The following is a 22,203-nucleotide window of genomic DNA, read 5'->3' on the forward strand; positions in this document are numbered from 1 at the left end:
GCGCTGATCCCGTCAGAGAAGAAAGCTCAGGGCGAAAATCAGCACCCAGAGCGCCGCGAAGGCGAGCTTCGCGCCGGGGTTGCCGCTGCGCCGCAGCCGCCCCGCGGCTTCGGTCACGGCCACATAGGTGTCGTGTGCGACCATGCGCAGGTTTCCCAGCACCAGAAGGGTGCTCACACAGAGAATCGCAAAGGCGAGGATCGTCGTCATCATGGCTTCATGATGGCGATTGAAATCGGCAAAAAAACGGCGTGAAACGGGAATTTAAAAGCGAATTTATGACAAAGTTAACAATTGGTTAACTGCGGGTTCGCCGAGATTTGTCCGGAATTGGGCGGGGTTTGCGGCGACGGCTTGGCTCTGGGCGAGTGGTTTTTGCACCTTCTAGCCCAAGTTGATCCCGGACGATTCGACCGCGCAGTTCGACCACTTCGCCGACCTTCATCTGGCCGAGCTGGAACGGCCCGTAGGAGATCCGGATCAGCCGGTTCACGGTCAGACCGATATCGCTCATGGCGCGGCGGATCTCGCGGTTCTTGCCCTCGCGCAGGCCCACGGTGAGCCAGGCGTTGGAGCCCTGCTGGCGATCGAGCTCGACCTGCATCGGCTGGAATGTCTGGCCGTCGACGGTGATGCCGTCGCGCAGCGGTTTCAGCATCTCCTCGGTGGGCTTGCCGTTGACCCGCACCCGGTAGCGCCGCAGCCAGCCGGTCGAGGGCAGCTCGAGCTTGCGCTTGATGCCGCCGTCATTGGTCAGCAGCAAGAGCCCCTCGGAGTTGAGATCGAGCCGGCCCACGGTCATCACCCGCGGCAGGTCCTCGGGCAGCTTGTCGAAGATCGTCTCGCGGCCCTGCTCGTCCTTGGTGGTGGTCACCAGCCCGGCGGGCTTGTGATACATCCACATGCGCGGGGCTTCGGGCGCCTCGAGCGGTTTGCCGTCGACGGTGATGCGGTCCTTGTCGGTGACGTTGAGCGCCGGGCTGGCGATGGTCTCGCCATTCACCGTGACGCGGCCTTCCTCGATCATCCGCTCGGCCTCGCGCCGGCTGGCGATGCCGGCGCGCGACAGCACCTTGGCGATGCGGTCGCCGGGCGGCGTGTCGGTCGGGGTCTTGGAGGGCGCGGAGGAGCGGGCAGGGGGCTTTTTCATGCGCCGAGCCATACTGCAAAGCCGCGCCCGGGGGAAGCGTCTCGCCAAAGCGGTGCGGCTCGGCTATCACCCGGCGCCATGAGCTTTCGCAGTCACATGGATCAGGCCCTCTCGGAGGCCCGCGCCGCCGCCGCCCGCGGCGAGGTGCCGGTGGGCGCCGTCGTGGTGGCGCCCTCGGGCGCGGTGGTGGCCTGCGCCGGCAACCGCACCCGCGAGCTCGACGATCCCACGGCGCATGCCGAGATCCTCGCCCTGCGCGCCGCCTGCCGCGCCGCCGGGTCCGAGCGGCTGCCGGGGCATGATCTCTACGTCACGCTGGAGCCCTGCCCGATGTGCGCCGCGGCAATCTCCTTCGCCCGCATCGCGCGGCTTTATTATGGGGCCGCCGATCCCAAGTCGGGCGGCGTCGATCACGGGGCCCGGGTCTACGCCCATGCCCAATGCCACCACGTGCCCGAGGTCTATGATGGCATCTCCGCCGCGCCCTCGGAGGCGCTGCTGAAGCGCTTTTTCGCGGAGCGCCGCCGATGCTGATCCTGCTCAACAAGCCTTACGGCGTGCTGTCGCAATTCACCGACAAGGGCACCGCGGACAGCCCCCGCGCGACGCTGTCGGATTATGTCGATGTGCCGAGGGTCTACCCGGCGGGCCGGCTCGACCGCGACAGCGAGGGGCTGTTGCTGCTGACCGATGACGGTCGCCTGCAGGCCCGCATCGCGCATCCGAAGTTCAAGAAGCCCAAGACCTACCTCGTGCAGGTCGAGGGCGATCCCTCCGACGAGCAGATCGCCCGGCTTCGCCGCGGCGTGACGCTGAAGGACGGCCCGACCCGGCCGGCGCAGGTCCGCCGGCTGCCGCCGCCGGATCTCTGGCCCCGCGTGCCGCCGGTCCGCTTCCGCAAATCGGTGCCCGACGCCTGGCTCGAGATGACGATCACCGAGGGCCGCAACCGGCAGGTGCGCCGGATGACCGCCCATGTCGGGCTGCCCTGCCTGCGGCTGGTGCGCTGGTCGATCGGCGACTGGTCGGTCGAAGGCCTTGCGCCGGGGGAATGGCGCAACATCTGATGTGCCGCTGCGCACCGGTCCCGGCACCTGCGCGCGGCGACAAGGCCGGATGCCTCCGGCGGGAGTATTTTTGACGAAGAGAAGCCAGGGGCGCGGCGCTCCTGGCTTCTCTGGTTCTAAAATACCTCGGGGGTGAATTGGCGCACAGCGCCAAGAGGGGGCTGGCCCCCCCCCGCGTCTGACACGAGCGCAGGGCCGGGCCGAACAGCGCCTGCGCAACCACGCGCCTCGCGCGCGGCGATCGATCCAACCTTCCCACCGCGGCGCAAACGCGTTATCCGGCCCCACAGTCAATCCCGGAGCCCTTCCCATGCCCAAGACCTGGACCGCCTTCACCAAGCTTCCCGCCAAGGACCCTGCCGAGGCGCTCGGCGAGGCGATGGAAGAGCTCGAGCCGGCGCCCTCCGGCATCGGCGTGTTCGAGATCGAGGACGGCAGCGGTACCTGGGAGGTGGGCGGCTACTTCACCGAAGCGCCCGACGACATCGAGCTGGCGCTGCTGGCGGCGGCTTTCGGGGCGCAGGACTTCGTCGTCTCCGAGGTTCCGGACCAGGACTGGGTCGACAAGGTGCGCCGCGAGCTGACCCCGGTCGAGGCCGGGCGTTTCTTCGTCTATGGCAGCCACGACGCCGACAAGATCCCCGCAGGCGCCGAGCCGCTGCTGATCGAGGCCGCGATGGCCTTCGGCACCGGCCACCATGGCACCACCCTCGGCTGCCTGCGCGCGCTCGACCGGCTCGCCACCGGCGGCTTCACCGGCAGGAACGTGGCCGATATCGGGTGCGGCACCGCGGTGCTCGCGATGGGCGCGGCGCGGATCTGGCCCGACCCGGTGATGGCATCGGATATCGACGAGGTCGCGGTCGAGGTGGCCGAGGCCAACGTGCGCGCCAACGGGCTCGAGGGCAAGGTGTCCTGCGTCGAGGCCGCCGGCTTCGACAATCCCGAGCTTGCCGCTCGCGCGCCCTTTGATCTGGTCTTCGCCAACATCCTCAAGCAGCCGTTGATCGATCTCGCGCCGCACATGGCCGCGCATCTGCAGCCCGGCGGCTACGCGATTCTCTCGGGCATCCTGACCCGGCAGGCGGACGAGGTTGTCGAGGTTTATGCACAGAACGGCATCAATCAGATTCATCGCGAAGAGATTGGTGACTGGGTGACGCTGACGCTGCAGAACGGCGGCGCATAACGCGCCGATTTGCGGAAATGCTGGGGCAAAAGTCACATTTTTGCCCCATTGGAAGCGCATATGCGGCCCATCCGGTGGGGGCCGGAGTGTAAGAGGTTGCCATGGATAAGGCTCTATACGACTTCGACAAGCGCCAGCGTGCGGTTGTCCAGAAGCACCACAAGCTCGCCAGCGGATACACCACCAAGCTGAACCGCAACGGCATTATCGAGCACAAGCCGATCCGCCGGGTTCCGTTCTTCTCGCTGAAGGGGCTGCTGACCGCGGTGCTTGGCTTTCTCGTCTTCAAGGGCCTTCTCTGCGCCAGCCTCGGCATCGAGGAATACGTCGCGCGGCTCGCGCATCTGTCCCAAGGCAGCGCGCTCGAGCGCGCCGGCGCCTGGTTGATGGGCGCCGACCCGGCCAGCCTGTGGGTGGCCTCCCTGCTGCAACCGCTTTTCGGCTGAGGGCGCAGGGGCACGCGCCCTGACGCCTGTCCCACCGCCAGATATCATGTCCAGACATGAAGAAAGCCGCGCCTTCCTCGGAAGGGCGCGGCTTTCTCGTCTTGGCCGTGAGTGGCGGGGGTGGCCCCTCGGAGAGGGGCCGTAGTATTAGAAGTCGCCGCGTGCGACGGCGTAGATGTCTGCGCGGGTCAGACCGATATCGTCGAGTTCGCGATCGGTCAGGGCCTCGAGGCTCTTGCGGGTCAGACGCGCGTCGTTCCAATCGACGATCGCGTCGGTGAGGGTCGCGAAGAAGCGGCTCACCGAGGCTGCGATCTCGTAGGAGGCGGAAGCGCCACGCTCCGGCGTCGCGCCGTAGCCATTTAGGAAGACAGTGCCGATGCGGCCGGCCATACCGGCGGCACCAGCGTTCTGGCGGAAGGAGTCATATGCCGACATGGGTCAGTGTCCTTGACTTGATGTTTTCAGAGTGCCTGATTTCTATGCGAGGCATCTAGTGAAGCGCTCGTCAGACGACAACTCGCAGAAAATGCATGGTCCTTATGCGTTTTGCGAATGGCTCATGAAATAAGTTAACCGCAGGTAATTTCGCCCATTTTTCCATCACTCCGAAGTCGCGCGCAAACCTCTGGATGTCGCAAACGGGCTGCACCGCCCTCGCAAGAGGCGCCACGCAACCAAGGAGGTTCGCGCTTCTTGCTTGGCGAATGTTCGCGTTTCGTGCTACTCGATGGCAAACAGGCAACATAAAGGCGGGCAGGAATGAGGGTTCTCGGCATTGATCCGGGTCTGAGACGGCTGGGATGGGGAATCATCGACGCCGAAGGCAGCCGCCTGAGGCATGTCGCCAACGGCGTTTGCGAGTCGGAGGGCGGCGACGATCTCGCCACGCGCCTGCTTGCGCTTCACCGGCAGCTCACCGAGGTACTGACCCGCTTCGCGCCGCAGATCGCTGCCGTCGAGCAGACCTTCGTCAACAAGGACGCGGTCGGCACGCTGAAGCTTGGGCAGGCGCGCGGCGTGGCGCTCTTGGTGCCGGCGCAGTTCGGCCTGCCGGTGGGTGAATATGCACCCAACAAGGTGAAGAAGACCGTGGTGGGGGTCGGCCACGCCGACAAGCGCCAGATCGACCACATGGTGAAGATGCAGCTCCCGGGCGTGCAGATCGCCGGGCCCGACGCCGCCGACGCGCTGGCCATTGCGATCTGCCACGCGCATCACGTGGGGCCGCAGCAAGCAAGGATACGGGCATGATCGGGCGCATCGCGGGACGCATCGAGTACAAGGGCGAAGATCACGTGCTGATCGACGTGCGCGGCGTGGGCTACGTGGTCTATTGCTCCGACCGGGTGCTCGCCGGCCTGTCCGGCCCCGGTGAGGCGGCGGCGCTTTATACCGACCTCATGGTGCGCGAGGATCTGCTGCAACTCTACGGCTTCCCGACGCTGGTCGAGAAAGAGTGGTTCCGGCTGCTGATGACGGTTCAGGGCGTCGGCGCCAAGGCGTCGCTGGCGATTCTCGGCACGCTCGGTCCCGACGGCGTCAGCCGCGCCATCGCGCTCGGCGACGGCACCGCGATCAAGGCCGCCAAGGGCATCGGCCCGAAGACCGCGCAGCGCGTGGTCAACGAGCTGAAGGACAAGGCGCCCATGGTCATGGCGATGGGCGCCGGCCCGACGGCCAGCCCCGGCGACGACGTGCTCGAGGACCCGTCTCCCGCACCCGCCGCCCCCCGTGCTCCCGCTCCGCGCCCTGCGCCCGCCGCGGCACCGGCCCAGTCCGAGGCGCTCTCGGCGCTCTCCAATCTCGGCTACGCTCCGGGCGAGGCGGCAGGCGCGGTGGCGCAGGCGGCCGGCGATCTGCCCGAGGCCACGACCGCCGAGCTGATCCGCGCGGCGCTGAAACTGCTGGCGCCGAAGGGCTGAGGCGGTAAGGAATGGATATGACCGATCCGGATCCCACCCTGCGCCCCGAGCCCATGCCCGAGGATCGCGACCGCGCCTTGCGGCCGCAGATGCTCGGGGATTTCGTCGGGCAGGCCGAGGCGCGCGCCAACCTGAGGGTCTTCATCCAGTCCGCCCGTCAGCGCAGTGAGGCGATGGACCACACGCTGTTCCACGGCCCTCCCGGCCTCGGCAAGACCACGCTGGCGCAGATCATGGCGCGCGAGCTGGGGGTGAACTTCCGCATGACCTCCGGCCCGGTGCTGGCGAAGGCCGGCGATCTCGCGGCGATCCTGACGAATCTTGAGCGCAACGATGTGCTCTTCATCGACGAGATCCACCGCCTGAACGCCGCGGTGGAAGAGGTGCTCTACCCGGCGATGGAGGATTACGAACTCGACCTTGTGATCGGTGAGGGCCCGGCGGCACGCACCGTGCGCATCGAGCTGCAGCCCTTCACGCTGGTCGGTGCCACGACCCGGCTCGGCCTGCTGACCACGCCGCTGCGGGATCGTTTCGGCATTCCGACGCGGCTGCAGTTCTACACCGTCGAGGAGCTCAACAGCATCGTCACCCGCAACGCCGAGAAGCTCGGCGTTCGGGCCGAACCCGATGGCGCGCGCGAGATCGCCCGACGCGCCCGCGGCACGCCGCGCATCGCCGGGCGGCTGCTGCGCAGGGTGGTGGATTTCGCGGTGGTCGAGGGCAATGGCGTGGTGACGCGCGAACTGGCCGATGGCGCGCTCACCCGGCTGGGGGTTGACGGGCTCGGGCTCGATGGCGCCGACCGACGCTATCTCGGCCTCATCGCCGAGCATTACGGCGGCGGCCCGGTGGGCATCGAGACCATCGCCGCGGCGCTGTCGGAAAGCCGCGACGCCATCGAGGAAGTGATCGAGCCCTACCTGCTGCAACAGGGGCTGATCCAGCGTACCCCGCGCGGCCGGATGCTGGCGCAGCGCGCCTGGACCCATCTCGGCCTCGCAGCGCCGCAGCCCCCGGGACAGTCGAGCCTTTTCGACTGACCGCAGGCCCCGCGCGCGCCGCCTCAGAGCACCGCCACGAGCACGAGGATCGAGAGCGCGAGGAAGCCGATCCCTGCCAGTTCCCTGCGGGTCACGCGTTCGTGGAAGAACAGCACCGAGGCCAGCAGCGAGAAGATCAGCTCGACCTGCCCCAGCGCTTGCACGTAGGCGGCGGTCTGCAGCGTGAAGGCGGTAAACCATGACAGGCTGCCGGCCATCGAGGTGAGTCCGAGCCAGAGCGCCACCTTGCGGGCCTGCCAGACGGCGGTGATCTGTCCGGGCTCGAAGCGCTTCAGCCAGATCGCCATGGCCAGGCATTGCGACAGCACCACGCAACTCAGCGTGACCGAGGCGCGCAGGATCGGATCGTCGACACTGATCTCGAGCGAGGCCGCGCGGTAGCCGACGGCGGAGAAGGCGAAGAAGAACCCCGAGGCGAGCCCTAGCGCCACCGCCCGGTTGGCGATCCGGCGCAGGAACGAGCCGTCGACATCGGGCGTGTCGGAGAGCAGCAGCACCCCCACGAGCCCGATCAGGATGGCGCCCCAGCCGGCGGGGGAGATCGCCTCGCCCAGCAGCACGAAGCCGACGATGGCGGTCTGGATGACCTCGGTCTTCTTGAAGGTGATGCCCACGGCGAAATTGCGCTGCCGGAACAGCGCCACGACGCAGATCGTGGCGAGGATCTGCCCCAGCGCTCCGATCCAGGCGTAGAGCCAGAAGGCAAGGGTGAGGCGCGGCCAGCCCTGTCCGGTGGCGTAGAGATAGGCGGCGGTGAAGAGCAGCGCCGCGGGCAGCGCGTAGGCGAAGCGCGCGAAGGTGCTGCCGGTTGAACTCAGCGCACCCATGCTCAGCACCTTGTGCAGCATGAAGCGCAAGGTCTGGAAGAAGGCGGCAGAGAGCGTGACGGCGATCCAGAGGTCCATGCGCGCAGCTTTGACGGGCAAAGCCCGGAAAGGCCAGCGGGATCGAAGGATTATATGTCTGCAAACGGCTTCAAGCCCGTTCCCGGGGCATTTGCGCCGCCTCGGACCGTCTCGCCCGTGCCACGGCGCCACGGCGCAGGACGGGGGCCAGCCCCCTCTTGGCCTGCGGCCAATTCACCCCCCGAGGTATTTGCCGAACCAGAGAAGGGCAGGGCGCGGCGCTGGCGGCCTGGTTATTCCGCCGGGGCGGGGGCGAGGGAGGCGAAGACCGTCTCATGGCCCGGCTCGGGGTGGCGCGGGATCATCAGCGCAAGGCTGAGCGAGATCAGCGCCATGCCGGCGGCGAGGCCGAAGACGGCGCCGGGCGAGACCAGCCAGAGATAGCCCAGCAGGAAGGGCAGGACCACGGCGGCGATGTGGTTGATGGTGAAGGCCACGGCGGCGGTGGGGGCGATGTCACCCGGGTCGGCGATCTTCTGGAAATAGGTCTTTAGCGCCAGCGCGAGGCCGAAGAAGATATGGTCTATGACGTAGAGGATCGAGGCCAAGAGCACGCCCCAGCCGAACCAGTAGAGCCCGCCATAGGCGAGGAAGACCAGGGTCAGGCCGACATACTCGAAGATCAGCACCCGGCGCTCGCCGAAGTGCTGCACCGCCTTGCCGAGCAGCGGCGCGGCCACGAGGTTGACCATCAGGTTGATCAGGTAGAGCCCGGTGACCTCGTGCACCGCAAAGCCGAAGCGCTCGACCATCATGAAGCCGGCGAAGACCACGAAGATCTGCCGCCGCGCGCCGGACATGAACTGCAGCGCGTAGTAGAGCCAGTAGCGCCGGCGCAGAATGAAGCGCTTGCGTTGGGGGTTCGGGCTTTCGAACTGCGGGAAGGCGAAGGCACAATAGGCCACGATCACCAGCGTCAGCCCGCCCGAGGCCATATAGACGCTGTTGTAGGACAGGCCGAGCGCCTCCCAGGTCATCACGATGACCACGTAGGCCACGAAGGTGGCGCCGCTGGCCGCCGCAAGCAGCCAGCCCAGCATCTGCGGCGCCCGGTCCTTTGGCAGCCACTGCAGTTGCAGGCTCTGGTTCACCGTCTCGTAATAGTGGAAGCCGATCGAACTCAGCATGGTGATGATCAGGATGCCGCCCATAGAGGGGAACCACGCTGTGGCGGCGGTGGCGGCCCCCAGAAGCGTGAGGGCCGAGAGCGCGAGCACCTGCTCGCGCATCACCAGCAGCACGAGGATCACCCCGATGGCGAGAAAGCCGGGGATCTCGCGCACCGTGTGCAGCCAGCCGATGTCGGAGCCGTCGAACTCTGCCGCGTCGATGACGAAGTTGTTGAGCAGCGCCGACCACGTGGCAAAGCTCAGCGGCATGGCGATGGCCATCAGGAAGAGAAGCGTCACGGGCCGCCGCCAGACCGGCAGGGCGCCCGCCGCGGCAAGGGGCACGATACGGGGCATGGCACAGGCTTAGGCGCTTTGTGTGGTCTTGGCGAGACGTGTCGTTGCGCGCCAGCGCACATTGGCCGGTGCGGCCGGCATCGTGCATGCGCGCTCATGACCTGAATCAAGGACAACATATTCGCATGCGGGCATGAGTTTCCGCCAAGCGAAAGGGAGGACGCTGTCATGGACCTGGTCTCGCTGGTCGACCGTCTGGGCGAAAGCCCCACAGCGGCGCTGTTCGGGCTGATCACAGGCGTGGTGTTCGGCATCGCGGCGCAGCGCTCGCGCTTCTGCCTGCGCGCGGCGGTGGTCGAGTTCGCGCGCGGCGAGATGAAGGACAAGGTGGCGGTCTGGCTGCTGACCTTCTCGACGGCGCTGGTCTGGGTGCAGGGGGCGCAGCTGCTGGGGGTGTTCGATGCCTCGAACGCGCGCATGATGGCTGTGCCCGGAAGCTGGTCCGGCGCGATCATCGGCGGGCTGATGTTCGGTGCCGGCATGGTGCTGGCCAATGGCTGCTCCGGGCGGCTCTTGGTGATGGCGGCGACGGGCAACCTGCGCTCGGTGATCTCGGGGCTGATCTTCGCGGTTGTGGCGCAGATGAGCCTTGGCGGGCTGCTGGCGCCGTGGCGCGACCGTATCGCGGCGCTCTGGGTGACCTCCGGCGGGCGCAACATGGATCTGCTGGCGGCGGCGCACTTGCCGCGCGAGGCCGGGCTGGTGATCGGGCTCGCCATCGCGGTGCTGGCGCTCGAGCTGTCGCGGCGCAACCGCATCGGGGCGCGGCGGCTGGTCTTTGCCTCGGGTGTCGGCTTTGCCGTGGCTTTGGGTTGGGTGCTGACCTACGCGCTCTCCAACGTGGCCTTCGACCCGGTGCAGGTCGAGAGCGCCACCTTCACCGGGCCATCGGCGCACACGTTGATGTTTTTCCTCGACCGCAACGCGGTGCTGGAGTTCGACATCGGGCTGGTGCCGGGGGTGTTCCTCGGTGCCTTCCTCGCCGCGGCCTGGAGCCGCGAGCTGAAGGTTCAGGGATTCGACGGGCCGACACCGCTGCGCAACGCCATGTTCGGGGCGGCGCTGATGGGGTTCGGCGGCATGTTGGCCGGGGGCTGTGCCATCGGTGCCGGCGTCACCGGCGGGTCGATCTTCGTGGGCACCGCTTGGCTGGCGCTGTTTTGCATGTGGATCGGCGGCATGACCACCGATCTGCTGATGGGCGGCCGGCGCAGCTGCGCGCCGGCCTGATGGCTCAGGAGCGCAGCCGCCAGCCGGTGCGGAAAATCCACCAGATCACCCCGAGGCAGAGCAGGGTGAAGCCCGCGATGGCCAGAAGGCTCAGCCCCACCGGCACGTCGGCGATGCCGAAGAAGGCCCAGCGGAAGCCCGAGATCAGGTATACCACTGGATTGAACAGCGCCACCGTTTGCCACGCCGAGGGCAGCATCGAGATCGAGTAGAACGAGCCGCCAAGGAAGACCAGAGGCGTCACCACCAGCAGCGGCACCAGCTGCAGCTGCTCGAAATTGCCTGCCCAGAGCCCGAGGATGAAGCCCAAGAGCGCGAAGCTCAGACAGGTGAGCAGCAGGAAGGCCACCATCGCCAGCGGGTGCAGGATCTGGATCTCGACGAAGAACGAGGCGGTCAGAAGGATCACGGTGCCGATGAACAGCGCCTTGGTGGCCGCCGCGCCGACATAGCCGATGACGATCTCGAGGAAGTTCAGCGGCGCTGAGAGCAGCTCGTAGATCGTGCCGATGAACTTGGGGAAATAGATCCCGAAGGAGGCGTTGGAGATCGCCTGCGTGATCACCGACAGCATGATCAGGCCGGGCACGATGAAGGCGCCATAGCTCACCCCCTCGACCTGGTCGATGCGGCCGCCGATGGCGGTGCCGAAAACGACGAAATAGAGCGAGGTCGAGATCACCGGAGAGACGAAGCTCTGCAGCAGGGTGCGGAAAAACCGCATCATCTCGAACTTGTAGATCGCCCAGATGCCGCGCCAGTTCATGCCGCTCATGCCGCGCCCTCCTGTTGCTTGACGAGATCGACGAAGATGTCCTCAAGCGTGCTCTTTCGGGTGTCGACATCGCGCACGCTGAGGCCCGCGGCGCTGAGCTCGGCCATCAGCTTCGCCAGTCCGGTGCGCTCGGCCGAGGTGTCGTAATCATAGACCAGCACGCGGCCCTCCTCCTCGAGACGCAGGCTGCGGTCCGAGAGCGTCTCGGGCAGCGCCGTGACCGGCTCCGCCAGCTCGATGCGCAGCTCCTTGCGGCCCAGCCGCTTCATCAGGCTGGCCTTCTCCTCGACCAGCAGGATCTCGCCCTGGTTGATGACGCCGATGCGGTCGGCGATGGCCTCGGCCTCTTCGATGTAATGGGTGGTCAGGATGATGGTGACGCCGCGCGCCTTGAGATCGGCGACGATCTCCCACATGTCGCGGCGCAGCTCCACGTCGACGCCCGCCGTTGGCTCGTCGAGAAACAGCACCTCGGGCTCGTGACTCAGAGCCTTGGCGATCAGCACCCGGCGCTTCATGCCGCCCGAGAGCGCCCGGATCGGCGTGTCGCGCTTGTCCCAGAGCGACAGGCGGCGGAGGATCTCCTCGATCAGCGCGTCGTTGCGGGGCTTGCCGAACAGCCCACGCGACAGGCGCACCGCGTTGCCGACCTTTTCGAAGGGCTCGAGGCTGATTTCCTGCGGCACCAGCCCGATCAGCGAGCGCGCCGCGCGATACTCGCCCACCACGTCGTGCCCGCCCACCATGAGGCTGCCCGAGCTTGGCATCACCAGCCCGCAGACGATGGAGATCAGCGTTGTCTTGCCGGCGCCGTTGGGGCCGAGCAATGCGAGGATCTCGCCCTTCTCGATCTCGAGGTCGACGCCCTTCAAAGCCTCGAACCCGCTGTCATAGACCTTGCGGACCTGCCGCAGTTCGACCATCGCCATCGCGGTCCCTTCCGTCCTGTCGTCTTGGTGCCGGAACCTAGCCTGTTAGCGTCGAAACGCAACGTGCGCGCGCGCAGGGCCCCTTGTGCGCTACACGAGCGCTACCCCTTGCGCGGTGCAGGCGCAGACCCCCCGCGGGATGAGTTGCGCTTTGCGCTGGTGCCGCCAGCCACGCGGGACTAGCAAGATGGTCATGAACACGCTTTCCGACCGCCCCGGGCTGGGCATCCTCTTCATCTGTCTCGGCGTGGCCGCGATCTCGGTCAACGACATGCTGATCAAGCTGCTCTCGGGCGGCTACCCGCTGCACGAGATCGTCGCCGCGCGCGCCTGCATGGGGCTGGTGATCACGCTGGCGCTGGTGAAGGTCGAGGGTGGCTGGCACCTGCTGCGCACCGAGACGCCGGTGCTGCACATGCTGCGCGGCCTGCTCGTGGTGCTCGCGAACATGACCTTCTACGCCGCCTTCGCGGTGCTGTCGCTGGCGCAGGTTACGGCGCTGTTCTTCGTGGCCCCGCTGTTCATCACGTTGCTTTCGATCCCCTTCCTCGGCGAAAAGGTCGGTCCGATGCGGCTGGGCGCCGTGGTGGTGGGCTTTCTCGGTGCGCTGGTGATGCAGCAGCCGTGGAAGGATGATCTCGAGGTCTCGCGCGTGGTGCTTCTGCTGCCAGTGATCGCGGCATTCTTCTACGCCATGTTGCAGGTGCTGACGCGGCGGCTGGGGCTGACCACGCGGGCCTCAGCACTGGCCGTCTACCTGCAGGCGACCTTCCTCGTGGTCGCGTTCGGCTTCTGGCTGGTGGCGGGCGACGGGCGCTATGCCGACAGCGTCGAGAGTGAGGCGTTGCGCTTCCTGCTGCGCCCCTGGGTGATGCCGAGCGGGCGCGATGCGCTAGTGCTGCTGGCGCTCGGCACGCTCTCGGGCTTCGTGGGTTACGCGCTGAGCGCCGCCTACCGGCTGGCGGCGGCGGCGACCATCGCGCCGTTCGAATATGTTGGCCTGCCGCTGGCGATTCTCTGGGGCTGGCTGATCTTCGGGGAATGGCCGGGGGCGAATGTCTGGGTCGGCTGTGCGCTGATCGTGGGGGCCGGGCTCTTTGTTTTCCTGCGAGAGCGCAAGAAGGACAGCCCGGCGCCCGGACGGCGCAGGCTCTGGGGCCGGCGCTGAGCCGGCTTCAACCGCCGTCCCGCTTGCCCTATAAGCGCGGCGCCCAGTGCCATCGCCAACGCCATCCAAGGAGACCCCATGCAGCCGCAGGAGATCGAACCACTCTTCACCCGCAATGACGGCAGCTACCTCTGCGCCCGCTGGGGGCGGCCGCTGGTGCCGATCGTCTTCGGGGTCGAGGACGAGACGCTTTCGGTGATCAAGGGTGCGTTCGAGGCGGTCTGTTCGCTTGCCGGCGCCAAGATGGCCGAGACCGATCCCGAGCTCGGCGCCAATGTCATGGTGTTCTTCTTCCGTGACTGGGCCGAGCTGCTCGAGGTGCCCGACCTCGGGCGGCTGATCGAGGATCTCGAGCCGCTGGTGGCGAAGCTGCAGGCAGCGGATGCCAACCAGTACCGCGCCTTCCGCTTCGACCAGCAGGGCGCGATCAGGGCGGTTTTCGTGTTCCTGCGGGTCGACGAGGCGCTGGCCGCGCAGCCCGCCGAGGAGCTGGCGCTGGCGCAGGTGGTTCAGGTTATGCTGCTCTGGTCGGAGCGTGCCTTTGCCGAGCGCTCGGCGCTGGGCGTGCTCGAGGATGGCCGCGTGGTGTTGCGCCCCGAGATCGGGGCGCTCCTGCGCGCGGCCTATGATCCGGTGATGCCGGCGCAGGCGAGCGATGCCAGCCACGCGCTGCGGCTCTCTGCCCGGATCGGGGTTCAGGGCTGAGGGCGGGGCACGAAGAGTTTTCGTCCGAAAACTCTTCGCATCCCGCCGAGGGCAAGATTTTTCGGACGAAAAATCTTCGGGCGCACCAGCAACGTCCGGCGCCCCTCCGCGTGGTCAGGTGGGCTCAGGCGCCCACCATACCGACGATCTCATAGGTCTTCTTCAGGATCGGCGAGGCGATCTTGCGCGCCCGGCCGGCACCATCGGCGAGGATGCGGTCAATCTCGGCCGGATCCTCCATGTAGCGCGCCATCTCGGTCGAGATCGGCGCCAGCTTGGCCACGGCAAGATCCGCCAGCATCGGCTTGAACTCCGAGAACGGCTTGCCGCCCACATCCGCCATCACCGCATCGACGGACTGCTCGGAGAGGGCCGCGTAGATGTTGACGAGGTTGCGCGCCTCGGGGCGTTCGGCGAGGCCCGCGGTCTCAGAGGGCAGCGGCTCTGGGTCGGTCTTGGCCTTGCGGATCTTCTTGGCGATGGCGTCGGCATCGTCGGTCATGTTGATCCGGCTGGCATCCGAAGGGTCGGATTTCGACATCTTCTTCGAGCCGTCGCGCAGGCTCATCACCCGCGTCGCCGCCCCTTCGATCACCGGGTCGGTCATCGGAAAGAACTCGGTGCCGTAGTCATGGTTGAACTTCGCCGCGATGTCGCGGGTCAGCTCCACGTGCTGTTTTTGGTCTTCGCCCACCGGCACCTGCGTGGCGTGGTAGACCAGGATATCGGCGGCCATCAGGGCGGGATAGGCGTAAAGCCCCAGCGAGGCCTTCTCGGCATTCTTGCCGGCCTTGTCCTTGAACTGGGTCATCCGGTTCATCCAGCCCAGACGCGCGACGCAGTTGAAGATCCAGGCCAGCTGCGCGTGCTCGGGCACCTGGCTCTGGTTGAACAGGATCGATTTCGTCGGGTCGAGCCCGGCGGCGAGATAGCCTGCGGTCAGTTCGCGGGTCTGTTTCTGCAGCGCCTGCGGATCCTGCCAGACGGTGATCGCGTGCATGTCGACGACGCAGTAGATCGTCTCGATGCCGCTTCCCTGCATGTCCACGAAGCGCTTCATCGCGCCGAGATAATTGCCGAGCGTCAGGCCTCCGGAAGGCTGGATTCCGGAAAACACGCGCGGGGTGAAGGCGGGATTGTTCTGGGCCGCCTCGGACATGGGCTCAACTCCGTCTGGAAATTCGGGTGGGGCTGGCTTACCCATGCCCCGACATGCCGTCAAGAAAGAGCCCTGCCAATGGTGCATCCGCATAACGAACCGCCCCTGAATCCGATGCCGCCGGTGGTCATGGCCCTGTTCATCGTCATCGTGGGCGTCGAGGCCGCCTTCTCGCTTGGGGGCTACGGGCTGATCGGCGGGCCCTCGGCGCTGGGTTGGCGGCTCGAGGCGATGGAGCGCTTTGCGTTCTTCGGGCAGGTGCTGCGCTGGATGCTGGCGACGGGGCAGTTCCCCGCCGAGCATCTGGTGCGCTTCTTCAGCTATCCCTTCGTGCATGCGAGCTTCACCCACGCGCTCTTTGCCGGGGTCATGCTGCTGGCGATGGGCAAGATGGTGGCCGAGGCGCTGGGCTCGGTGCGCACCGTGGTGATCTTCTTCGCGTCGACCTTTGCCGGCGCGCTGGCCTACGGGCTGATCGTCGAAACACAGGTGCCGCTGATCGGTGCTTTCCCAGCGGTCTACGGCCTGATCGGCGGCTTTACCTATCTGCTCTGGCTGCGACTGGGGCAGTTGGGGGCGCAACAGGTGCGGGCGTTCTCGCTGATCGGGATGCTTCTGGCGATCCAGCTGGTGTTCGGGCTGATCTTCGGCGGCAGCAAGGACTGGGTGGCTGATCTCGCGGGCTTCGCCACCGGCTTCACGCTGACGCTGCTGCTGGTGCCCGGCGGCTGGGCGCGACTGATCGACAAGCTGCGCCGGGATTGAGCGGTTCAGAACATGTCGTCGGGCAGCACCGGCACGCGGCGCGAGAAATCCTTGCCGCTGGCCGAAGGGTAGGGCAGGACGAACCCCTCGCGTTCGCTGGGCTCCAGAGCCGCATTGGCCAGCGCCGCCTGCCGCCAGGTGCGGGCCGATGTGGTGCTCTGCGCCCCGAGCCGGGGCCCGAGCCAGATCTTCGCCAGCCGTTCGCGCAGCGCCTTCACGTCCTCCGGGCGGCGGAACATCACCGAGGCCTCGGTGTCCCAGCGCAGCGAGCGTCCGTTGAGGTTGGCCGATCCCACCAGCCCCACACGATCATCGACCAGCGTCACCTTGGAATGCACGTAGATCGGCCCGGCCTCAAGCACGTCGGCCTCGCCGTCCTTGGCAGGCTTCGACTGGCCGGGCGAGATCATCGCGAGGTTCTCGGAATAGGCCTTGGTCAGCCGGTGCGCGGCTTCGGTCTGCAGCCCGTGGCCGTGGCGCGCGTCCCAGCCCATGTCGCTGCTGAACAGCACCCGCTCGGCGGCGGGCGGCAGGATGATCACCAGCTGCAGCTCGGGTGCGCGCTCGGCCGCCTTGACCAGCGCATCGACGATGGGCCGGTGGCGCAGGAACTGGGTCTCGATGTAGATGTGGTGTTGCGCCTCGCCGATCATCGCGATCAGCGCCTTCTCGTGATCCTGCACCTTGGCGCGCGGCGCCAGCCGGGCGGGGCCGGGGCAGGGGGCCGAGATGGTGCGGATCAGCCTCAGGTCGGCGGGCGGCTGCGGGCGGGTCTTGGCCGGCATTTCCTCGGCACCGTCACCGATGCAGGACACGCCGCAGGCCAGCGCATCGTTCCAGGTGTCCGAGAAATGCACCCGCAGCGCGGCGGAGAAATCCGGGTCGTCGACCTGCATCGAGACATCGTGCCAGGTCTCTTCCGGCGGGCGGTCGTGCTCGTGGGTGTCGTAGCGACGCTCGTTGATGTCGAGCCCGCCGATGATGCAGCGGGCATTGTCGGCGACGGCGAATTTCTGGTGGATCGTCACCGGGCGCAGACGTGCCGGGCCCTTGAGAAGAGCGCGCTGCACCGGCGTGAGCTTGCCGCTCTCTTCCGAGCGCAGCTTGTTCATCATCCGGGCGATGCGTCCACGCATGAACAACCGCCAAAGCGGGCCGGCCATCTGTCCGTGCGGGGCGCAGACGATCTGCACGTCGCCCTTCATGGCAGAGGCGAAGCCACTGGCCGAACGCCAGGCCAGACGGTGCAGATCGGAGGCGAAGATCGGGTCGAAATCCGACAGCACCATACGGATCTTCACGCCCCTCTGAGACAGCATGGCCAGCAGGTCTGCCCATGTCTCGAGGCCACGCTCCTTCAGTTCGGGCGTGCGCAGCCGGGTCTGTGGATCGAGGATACGGAACGACATGACCAACTCCTCCTGCGCCGAGGCCGCGAGCCTCTCCAGTGCGGGGAAGCCTTCGGCGGCGGTGATCAGCGAGGTCAGTGTCATGGTCCGTCCGTGTCAGGTCCGTTTGCGTCTTAGGGCCGCCTTGAAGTCGGACAGCCGAAAGGCCCCCAGCGCCTGACCGGCCGCGCCGTAGGACACGAGTCCGACAGCAAGCAGCAGCACGAGCGCAGGGTAGCGCCAGTAGTCTCTGTTCAGCAACGGGCCGAGCAGCAGATAGGTTCCCCACAGAATCGCACCCATCACAAAAGAGGCGGCGAGGATGCCCCAGATGCGCCGGCGGAAGCGCTGGTCGAAGCGCGCCGTGTCGCCAATGCGGCGCCCGCCGATGCCCAGCATCAGCACCATGACCCAGCCCGCGACGGTGGTGGCGATGGCGGGGGCAATCCAGCCGATCAGCGGCGCGAGCCCCACCGCGATCACCGCGTTCACCACCATCGACCAGACCGCGTAGCGGAACGGCGTGCGGGTGTCCTCGCGGGCGAAGAACAGCGGCTGCAGCACCTTCTGCAGCACGAAGGCCGGCAGGCCGAGCCCGTAGATCGCCACCGCCAAAGCGATGGCGGCGCTGTCATCGGCCGAGGTCGCGCCTCGCTCGAACAGCACCGAGACCATTGGCAGCGGGATCACCATCAGGGCCACCGCTGCCGGGATCGTCAGCGCCAGTGCCATCTCTCCGGCGCGCGAAAAGGCGTGCCGTGCGCCACCGTCGTCCTCGGCCTTGAGCCGACGCGACAGGTCCGGCAGCAGCACGATGCCCACCGCGATCCCGACCACGCCCAGCGGCAGCTGATAGAGCCGATCGGCGGCGTAGAGCCAGCCCACCGCCTTGTCGAACTGCGAGGCCACCTGCTGACCGACGAGCAGGTTGATCTGCATGACCCCGCCAGCGAGCGCCGCCGGCACCGCCACGCGCACCAGCCGCTTCATGTCGGGGGTGAGCCGCGGCATGCCCGGGCGCACCTTCACCCCGGCGCGCTCGGCCGCGACCCAGACCAGCGCCAGCTGCGCCACGCCGGCAAACGGAATGGTCCAGACCAGCCACTGGATCACGTCGCCGCCAATCACCGCAGCCACGACCATGGCAATGATGACGAAGATATTCAGCAGCACCGGCGCGGCGGCGGCGGCGGCGAAATGCCCGGTGGCGTTCAGGGCGCCGGAAAACAGCGCCGCCAGCGAGATGAACAGGATGTAGGGAAAGATGATCCGGCCATAACCCACGGTCAGCTCGAAGCGCGCGTCGCCGGCAAAGCCTCCGGCGGTGGCCCAGACCAGCGCCGGCATGAAGATCAACGCCAGCGCGCTCAGGAGCAGCAGCACGAAGGCCAGCCCGTTCAGCGCGTCGCGGGCGAAGCGCAGTGGGTCTTCCTCGCCTTCGTATTTCTTCGAGAAGATCGGCACGAAGGCGGCATTGAAGGCGCCCTCGGCAAAGAACCGGCGGAACATGTTGGGCAGGCGGAAGGCCGCGACGAAGGCGTCCATCACCGGGCCGGGCCCGATATAGGCGAGGATCAGGATCTCGCGCGCGACGCCGAGCACGCGGCTGGCCAGCGTCCAGAAGCCGACGGTGAGGATGCCCGAGATCAGGCGAATGGGTTTCATGTCTGCTCGCGCCCTCGCATGGCCGCTCGTCCGCGTCGGCCTTTGCCAATGGGTAGCTGATCGGGGCAGGTGGAGGAAGGGGGGAGATCTCGGGTCGGCGCGAAACAGGGCAGGGGATGATAGCGCCACCGCGATGTGCGCATCGCCGCTTGACCAGCGCGACCATCGGCGGGCAGAACTCGGCGGGACGAGAGCGCCGCGCTGGCGCAGGCATCAGGACCGGAGGAGGGGCGGGGCGTCCGCGCGCAAGCGTCGGCCCGACGGAGACCGTCCGGCAGAAGGGAGAGTTCATGGCCTATCTTGGCATCGATCTGGGCACCTCGGGGCTGCGCGCCCTGCTGGTCAGCGACACTGGCACGCCTCTCGGTTCGACCGAGCGGCACTATGCGGCGGCGCATCCGCAATCGGGCTGGTCCGAGCAGGACCCCGCCGACTGGGTCGCGGCGCTCGAAGGCGCGGCGGAGGAGTTGCGCGCGGCGCATCCCGAGTTCGCCGGGCTCCGCGGCATCGGCATCTCCGGGCACATGCACGGGGCGACACTGCTCGATGCCTCCGGCGCGGTGATCCGGCCCTGCATCCTCTGGAACGACACCCGCAGCCATGCCGAAGCGGCACGGCTCGATGCCACCGAGGGCATCCGCGCGCTCTCGGGCAACATCGTGTTCCCGGGCTTCACCGCGCCCAAGCTCGACTGGGTGCGCACCCACGAGCCCGAGAATTTTGCGCGCATCGACAAGGTGTTGCTGCCGACCGCCTATCTCAACCACTACCTGACCGGCGAAACTTTCGCCGACATGTCCGACAGCGCTGGCACGTCGTGGCTCGACACCGGCGCGCGTGACTGGTCCGAGGTGCTGCTCGAGGCAGGGCACATGCGCCGCGACCAGATGCCGGCGCTCGTGGAGGGCTCCGAGGCCGGCGGCACGTTGCGCCCGGATCTTGCAGCGCGCTGGGGTGTGAATGCGTCGGTGGTGGTGGCCGGCGGGGCCGGCGACAACGCCGCCGCGGCCTGTGGCATCGGCACGATGAACGAGGGGCAGGGCTTTGTCTCGCTGGGCACCTCGGGGGTGCTGCTTGCGGCGCGTGACGGCTATCACCCGGCGCCCGAGACGGCGCTGCACACCTTCTGCCACGCGGTGCCGTCGCGCTGGTACCAGATGGGCGTGATGCTCTCGGCCACCGACAGCCTGAACTGGCTGGCGCGCATCACCGGCGCCAAACCGGCCGAGCTCACCGCGCCGCTGGGCGAGAGCCTGCAGGCGCCGGGGCGAGTGCGCTTCCTGCCCTATCTCTCGGGCGAGCGCACGCCGCATAACGATGCCGGGATTCGCGGCAGCTTCACCGGGCTCGGCGCCGACACCTCGCGCGACGACATGGCCCGCGCGGTGCTCGAGGGCGTGGCCTTCGGGCTGCGCGACAGCCAGCGCGCGCTGGGCGCCACCGGGCTGAGGCTCGAGCGTCTGATGGCGATCGGTGGCGGCGCGCGCTCGCGCTACTGGCTGAAGCTCATCGCCACGGCTCTCGACGTGACCCTCGAGCTGCCCGCGGGCGGCGAGTTCGGCGCGGCGCTGGGAGCTGCGCGGCTGGGCATGGTGGCGTCGGGCGACGCATCGGTCGGGGAGGTGATGACCGCCCCGGCGATCAGCGAGGAGATTGCGCCGGACACGGCCCTCACCCCGGCGTTCGACGATGCCTACACGCGCTTTCGTGCCGCCTATGGCCCGACGCGCGAGATCCAGTAGGAGGGGGTGCTCGGGCTGGCCTCCGGCGGCTAGGGGCCGGTGGGCGTCGACGCCGATGCCTGGCTGCGTCCTGCTGAATGACGTCGCTGCTTTTCTGGACGGCCGTCATGGTGGCCTCTATCGAGACATCGCAACCTTGGTTAAGGCCCCCGAATGACGATCATTTCCCTGACCTCGATTCCGCCGCGTTTTGGCGGGCTTGCTCCTGTACTGAAGAGCTTGCTCGATCAGACCGCGCGTATCGATGAGATCCGTGTCTACATTCCAAAGAGGTATCGCCGTTGTCCCACATGGTCGGGACAACGGCCCGATCTCCCGGACGGTGTCAGGCTTGTCGTCGTCGACGACGATCTGGGACCTGCATCCAAGCTCCTGCATGCCGCCCGAGATTTGTCTGGCAGCGGTGTTCCGATCCTGTTCTGCGATGATGACCGGATTTACCCGAGGACCTGGGCCAGCGGCCTTCTCGCCGCGCATGCAAGGAGAGGCGGTGAGTGCGTCGCGGCGATTGGTCGCCATCTGTCCGAAGTTGTCCCAAGCGCCGCCACCGCAAAAAGGCTCCCTCGAGCGGAGGTGGGCAAGCAGCGCTTCGACCCGTACTACCGCTTGCGACGTTTGCGTCAGCAATGGAGCGAACGGAGCTTTCGAACCGCGGGCGAGAAGCCGTCTCGACGCACCGTGCTGCGTGCGGGGTATGTCGATCTTCTGCAGGGCTACGCCGGGGCGGTCATGCTTCCGGACTTCGTGGATGAAGCCTTCTACGACATCCCGGACGACATCTGGATGGTTGATGACATCTGGCTCTCCGGCCACCTGGCGCGCCGCAACATCCCGATCTGGGTCCCGAGGCGGCAAGAAATCTGCCGGCGTGCCGCGAACGCTCCCATCGAGGCCTTGCTGACGAGCGTGTTCAACGACAGTGATCGGGATGGCTCCAATCGCAGAGCCGTCTCGTATTTTCAGGACACCTACGGGATGTGGCGTTAATCGATTTCGATCGGCCGGATGACATCCTGGAAATCCGTCGTCGCTCTCGCCATCCCGCGGGCCTGTGAGAGCGATGCGAAGCGGCGCTGTTGCGCAGATCAACAGGTGAGCGCAGGTCCACCGACGTGCCGCGAGGCGTTGTTGCACTAATTGGACACCAGGATGATCCGCCCCTTTCCCCGTAGGTTTCAGGCGATGGCTTTGATCTCGGCCCTTCCCAGGGCCGAGCAGCGGTTCATGATGGCGATGCGGATCTGGATTTCTGCGGTCTGACGGTCAGGGTCTCGTGACATGACCCGGTCTCCGAAAAGCTTGAGGCGGTTCATCTGTGCCTCGACGCGACTTCGGGCGTGATAACCGATAGTGCCCCACGGCATGGTGTAGGAGCGTCGACCTTCGGAGAGGTCCGGGCCTGATCAGGATGCCACTGCGGGCAGCCTGACGGTTGGATTGTCGGTGACGCGGGCCAAGGTTTCAA

The 22,203-nt window shown here is 67.2% G+C and carries 23 protein-coding genes and 1 pseudogene; 13 read left to right on the forward strand and 11 right to left on the reverse strand.

The genetic code is table 11. The annotated features are described in order from the left end of the window. Positions 1-12: 12 nt before the first annotated feature. Positions 13-210, reverse strand: coding sequence for a hypothetical protein (locus tag JF542_RS14205; RefSeq protein WP_224887387.1), 198 nt, complete (start codon positions 208-210; stop codon positions 13-15). 88 nt (positions 211-298) lie between these two features. Further along, the gene (locus JF542_RS14210; RefSeq protein WP_207076308.1) at positions 299-1,150 is read right to left on the reverse strand and encodes a pseudouridine synthase; all 852 of its coding nucleotides are present in this window, start codon (positions 1,148-1,150) and stop codon (positions 299-301) included. A gap of 78 nt (positions 1,151-1,228) precedes the next feature. Between JF542_RS14210 and JF542_RS14215 the strand changes: the two genes are divergently transcribed. From JF542_RS14215 to JF542_RS14230, 4 genes are all read left to right on the forward strand, one after another. Next, positions 1,229-1,684 (forward strand): nucleoside deaminase, encoded by a 456-nt coding sequence (locus JF542_RS14215; protein WP_040544551.1) that lies wholly within the window; start codon positions 1,229-1,231, stop codon positions 1,682-1,684. After that, on the forward strand, positions 1,678-2,217 hold the full coding sequence (locus tag JF542_RS14220; protein ID WP_207076309.1) for a pseudouridine synthase: 540 nt from the start codon (positions 1,678-1,680) through the stop codon (positions 2,215-2,217). The genes JF542_RS14215 and JF542_RS14220 overlap by 7 nt, the downstream gene beginning before the upstream one ends. A 310-nt stretch (positions 2,218-2,527) precedes the next feature. Next, positions 2,528-3,406, forward strand: a complete 879-nt coding sequence (locus tag JF542_RS14225; RefSeq protein ID WP_007797047.1) for a 50S ribosomal protein L11 methyltransferase — start codon at positions 2,528-2,530, stop codon at positions 3,404-3,406. Positions 3,407-3,507: 101 nt separating this feature from the next. Continuing rightward, positions 3,508-3,852, forward strand: coding sequence for a hypothetical protein (locus JF542_RS14230; protein WP_207076310.1), 345 nt, complete (start codon positions 3,508-3,510; stop codon positions 3,850-3,852). Between the two features lie 147 nt (positions 3,853-3,999). On the opposite strand, the gene JF542_RS14235 is transcribed toward JF542_RS14230, so the two are convergent. Beyond that, positions 4,000-4,290: a DUF1127 domain-containing protein gene (locus JF542_RS14235; RefSeq protein ID WP_207076311.1), complete on the reverse strand. Its 291-nt coding sequence runs from the start codon at positions 4,288-4,290 to the stop codon at positions 4,000-4,002. 324 nt (positions 4,291-4,614) lie between these two features. Between JF542_RS14235 and ruvC the strand changes: the two genes are divergently transcribed. Genes ruvC through ruvB form a run of 3 tightly spaced genes read left to right on the forward strand, consistent with a single transcriptional unit; the run spans position 4,615 to position 6,820 of the window. Continuing rightward, positions 4,615-5,106 carry a crossover junction endodeoxyribonuclease RuvC gene (ruvC, locus tag JF542_RS14240; RefSeq protein ID WP_207076312.1) on the forward strand — a complete coding sequence of 164 codons (492 nt, stop codon included), beginning with the start codon at positions 4,615-4,617 and terminating at the stop codon, positions 5,104-5,106. Continuing rightward, complete coding sequence (gene ruvA / locus JF542_RS14245; protein ID WP_207076313.1) at positions 5,103-5,777, forward strand: Holliday junction branch migration protein RuvA; 675 nt, start codon at positions 5,103-5,105, stop codon at positions 5,775-5,777. The genes ruvC and ruvA overlap by 4 nt, the downstream gene beginning before the upstream one ends. A 17-nt stretch (positions 5,778-5,794) precedes the next feature. Then, entirely contained in the window at positions 5,795-6,820 is a 1,026-nt protein-coding gene (gene ruvB, locus JF542_RS14250; protein WP_207076314.1) for a Holliday junction branch migration DNA helicase RuvB, read from the forward strand. A gap of 23 nt (positions 6,821-6,843) precedes the next feature. Here ruvB and JF542_RS14255 read toward each other — a convergent pair whose 3' ends face one another. Continuing rightward, on the reverse strand, positions 6,844-7,746 hold the full coding sequence (locus JF542_RS14255; RefSeq protein WP_207076315.1) for a DMT family transporter: 903 nt from the start codon (positions 7,744-7,746) through the stop codon (positions 6,844-6,846). Positions 7,747-7,979: 233 nt separating this feature from the next. Then, positions 7,980-9,212 (reverse strand): MFS transporter, encoded by a 1,233-nt coding sequence (locus tag JF542_RS14260; RefSeq protein ID WP_207076316.1) that lies wholly within the window; start codon positions 9,210-9,212, stop codon positions 7,980-7,982. A 168-nt stretch (positions 9,213-9,380) separates the two neighbouring features. On the opposite strand from JF542_RS14260, the gene JF542_RS14265 reads away from it, so the two are divergent. Continuing rightward, positions 9,381-10,442 (forward strand): YeeE/YedE family protein, encoded by a 1,062-nt coding sequence (locus JF542_RS14265; RefSeq protein WP_207076317.1) that lies wholly within the window; start codon positions 9,381-9,383, stop codon positions 10,440-10,442. Between the two features lie 4 nt (positions 10,443-10,446). Here the strand turns inward: JF542_RS14265 and JF542_RS14270 are convergent, their stop codons facing one another. Together JF542_RS14270 and JF542_RS14275 are read right to left on the reverse strand one after the other, a co-directional pair. Beyond that, a complete protein-coding gene (locus JF542_RS14270; protein WP_207076328.1) occupies positions 10,447-11,208 on the reverse strand; it encodes an ABC transporter permease in 762 nt (253 codons plus the stop codon). Between the two features lie 5 nt (positions 11,209-11,213). Next, the gene (locus JF542_RS14275) at positions 11,214-12,146 is read right to left on the reverse strand and encodes an ABC transporter ATP-binding protein (RefSeq protein ID WP_207076318.1); all 933 of its coding nucleotides are present in this window, start codon (positions 12,144-12,146) and stop codon (positions 11,214-11,216) included. Between the two features lie 193 nt (positions 12,147-12,339). Between JF542_RS14275 and JF542_RS14280 the strand changes: the two genes are divergently transcribed. Both JF542_RS14280 and JF542_RS14285 read left to right on the forward strand, forming a co-directional pair. Next, entirely contained in the window at positions 12,340-13,314 is a 975-nt protein-coding gene (locus tag JF542_RS14280) for a DMT family transporter (protein ID WP_007797013.1), read from the forward strand. A gap of 78 nt (positions 13,315-13,392) precedes the next feature. Continuing rightward, entirely contained in the window at positions 13,393-14,019 is a 627-nt protein-coding gene (locus tag JF542_RS14285; protein ID WP_207076319.1) for a hypothetical protein, read from the forward strand. A gap of 124 nt (positions 14,020-14,143) precedes the next feature. Here the strand turns inward: JF542_RS14285 and trpS are convergent, their stop codons facing one another. Then, the gene (gene trpS, locus JF542_RS14290; RefSeq protein WP_007797009.1) at positions 14,144-15,178 is read right to left on the reverse strand and encodes a tryptophan--tRNA ligase; all 1,035 of its coding nucleotides are present in this window, start codon (positions 15,176-15,178) and stop codon (positions 14,144-14,146) included. Positions 15,179-15,256: 78 nt separating this feature from the next. Between trpS and JF542_RS14295 the strand changes: the two genes are divergently transcribed. Further along, positions 15,257-15,943 (forward strand): rhomboid family intramembrane serine protease, encoded by a 687-nt coding sequence (locus JF542_RS14295; RefSeq protein ID WP_207076320.1) that lies wholly within the window; start codon positions 15,257-15,259, stop codon positions 15,941-15,943. A gap of 5 nt (positions 15,944-15,948) precedes the next feature. Here the strand turns inward: JF542_RS14295 and JF542_RS14300 are convergent, their stop codons facing one another. Both JF542_RS14300 and murJ read right to left on the reverse strand, forming a co-directional pair. Beyond that, positions 15,949-17,436: a phospholipase D-like domain-containing protein gene (locus tag JF542_RS14300; protein ID WP_207076321.1), complete on the reverse strand. Its 1,488-nt coding sequence runs from the start codon at positions 17,434-17,436 to the stop codon at positions 15,949-15,951. Positions 17,437-17,448: 12 nt separating this feature from the next. Then, a complete protein-coding gene (gene murJ / locus JF542_RS14305; protein ID WP_007797003.1) occupies positions 17,449-18,996 on the reverse strand; it encodes a murein biosynthesis integral membrane protein MurJ in 1,548 nt (515 codons plus the stop codon). A 290-nt stretch (positions 18,997-19,286) separates the two neighbouring features. Here murJ and xylB point away from each other — a divergent pair, with 290 nt between their 5' ends. Together xylB and JF542_RS14315 are read left to right on the forward strand one after the other, a co-directional pair. Then, positions 19,287-20,738 (forward strand): xylulokinase, encoded by a 1,452-nt coding sequence (gene xylB, locus JF542_RS14310; protein WP_207076322.1) that lies wholly within the window; start codon positions 19,287-19,289, stop codon positions 20,736-20,738. A gap of 153 nt (positions 20,739-20,891) precedes the next feature. Beyond that, entirely contained in the window at positions 20,892-21,725 is an 834-nt protein-coding gene (locus JF542_RS14315; RefSeq protein ID WP_207076323.1) for a glycosyltransferase family 2 protein, read from the forward strand. 188 nt (positions 21,726-21,913) lie between these two features. Here the strand turns inward: JF542_RS14315 and JF542_RS14320 are convergent. Further along, a pseudogene (locus JF542_RS14320) lies at positions 21,914-22,084 on the reverse strand (IS5/IS1182 family transposase); the annotation flags it as partial. Positions 22,085-22,203: the final 119 nt, after the last annotated feature.

It is taken from the genome of Salipiger bermudensis, assembly GCF_017309175.1.
GTDB lineage: Bacteria > Pseudomonadota > Alphaproteobacteria > Rhodobacterales > Rhodobacteraceae > Salipiger > Salipiger bermudensis.

Coding starts and splice junctions, on each gene's coding strand:
- JF542_RS14205 (WP_224887387.1), bottom strand. CDS start 210: ATGACGACGATCCTCGCCTTTGCGATTCTCTGTGTGAGCACCCTTCTG.
- JF542_RS14210 (WP_207076308.1), bottom strand. CDS start 1,150: ATGAAAAAGCCCCCTGCCCGCTCCTCCGCGCCCTCCAAGACCCCGACC.
- JF542_RS14215 (WP_040544551.1), top strand. CDS start 1,229: ATGAGCTTTCGCAGTCACATGGATCAGGCCCTCTCGGAGGCCCGCGCC.
- JF542_RS14220 (WP_207076309.1), top strand. CDS start 1,678: ATGCTGATCCTGCTCAACAAGCCTTACGGCGTGCTGTCGCAATTCACC.
- JF542_RS14225 (WP_007797047.1), top strand. CDS start 2,528: ATGCCCAAGACCTGGACCGCCTTCACCAAGCTTCCCGCCAAGGACCCT.
- JF542_RS14230 (WP_207076310.1), top strand. CDS start 3,508: ATGGATAAGGCTCTATACGACTTCGACAAGCGCCAGCGTGCGGTTGTC.
- JF542_RS14235 (WP_207076311.1), bottom strand. CDS start 4,290: ATGTCGGCATATGACTCCTTCCGCCAGAACGCTGGTGCCGCCGGTATG.
- ruvC (WP_207076312.1), top strand. CDS start 4,615: ATGAGGGTTCTCGGCATTGATCCGGGTCTGAGACGGCTGGGATGGGGA.
- ruvA (WP_207076313.1), top strand. CDS start 5,103: ATGATCGGGCGCATCGCGGGACGCATCGAGTACAAGGGCGAAGATCAC.
- ruvB (WP_207076314.1), top strand. CDS start 5,795: ATGACCGATCCGGATCCCACCCTGCGCCCCGAGCCCATGCCCGAGGAT.
- JF542_RS14255 (WP_207076315.1), bottom strand. CDS start 7,746: ATGGACCTCTGGATCGCCGTCACGCTCTCTGCCGCCTTCTTCCAGACC.
- JF542_RS14260 (WP_207076316.1), bottom strand. CDS start 9,212: ATGCCCCGTATCGTGCCCCTTGCCGCGGCGGGCGCCCTGCCGGTCTGG.
- JF542_RS14265 (WP_207076317.1), top strand. CDS start 9,381: ATGGACCTGGTCTCGCTGGTCGACCGTCTGGGCGAAAGCCCCACAGCG.
- JF542_RS14270 (WP_207076328.1), bottom strand. CDS start 11,208: ATGAACTGGCGCGGCATCTGGGCGATCTACAAGTTCGAGATGATGCGG.
- JF542_RS14275 (WP_207076318.1), bottom strand. CDS start 12,146: ATGGCGATGGTCGAACTGCGGCAGGTCCGCAAGGTCTATGACAGCGGG.
- JF542_RS14280 (WP_007797013.1), top strand. CDS start 12,340: ATGAACACGCTTTCCGACCGCCCCGGGCTGGGCATCCTCTTCATCTGT.
- JF542_RS14285 (WP_207076319.1), top strand. CDS start 13,393: ATGCAGCCGCAGGAGATCGAACCACTCTTCACCCGCAATGACGGCAGC.
- trpS (WP_007797009.1), bottom strand. CDS start 15,178: ATGTCCGAGGCGGCCCAGAACAATCCCGCCTTCACCCCGCGCGTGTTT.
- JF542_RS14295 (WP_207076320.1), top strand. CDS start 15,257: ATGGTGCATCCGCATAACGAACCGCCCCTGAATCCGATGCCGCCGGTG.
- JF542_RS14300 (WP_207076321.1), bottom strand. CDS start 17,436: ATGACACTGACCTCGCTGATCACCGCCGCCGAAGGCTTCCCCGCACTG.
- murJ (WP_007797003.1), bottom strand. CDS start 18,996: ATGAAACCCATTCGCCTGATCTCGGGCATCCTCACCGTCGGCTTCTGG.
- xylB (WP_207076322.1), top strand. CDS start 19,287: ATGGCCTATCTTGGCATCGATCTGGGCACCTCGGGGCTGCGCGCCCTG.
- JF542_RS14315 (WP_207076323.1), top strand. CDS start 20,892: ATGACGATCATTTCCCTGACCTCGATTCCGCCGCGTTTTGGCGGGCTT.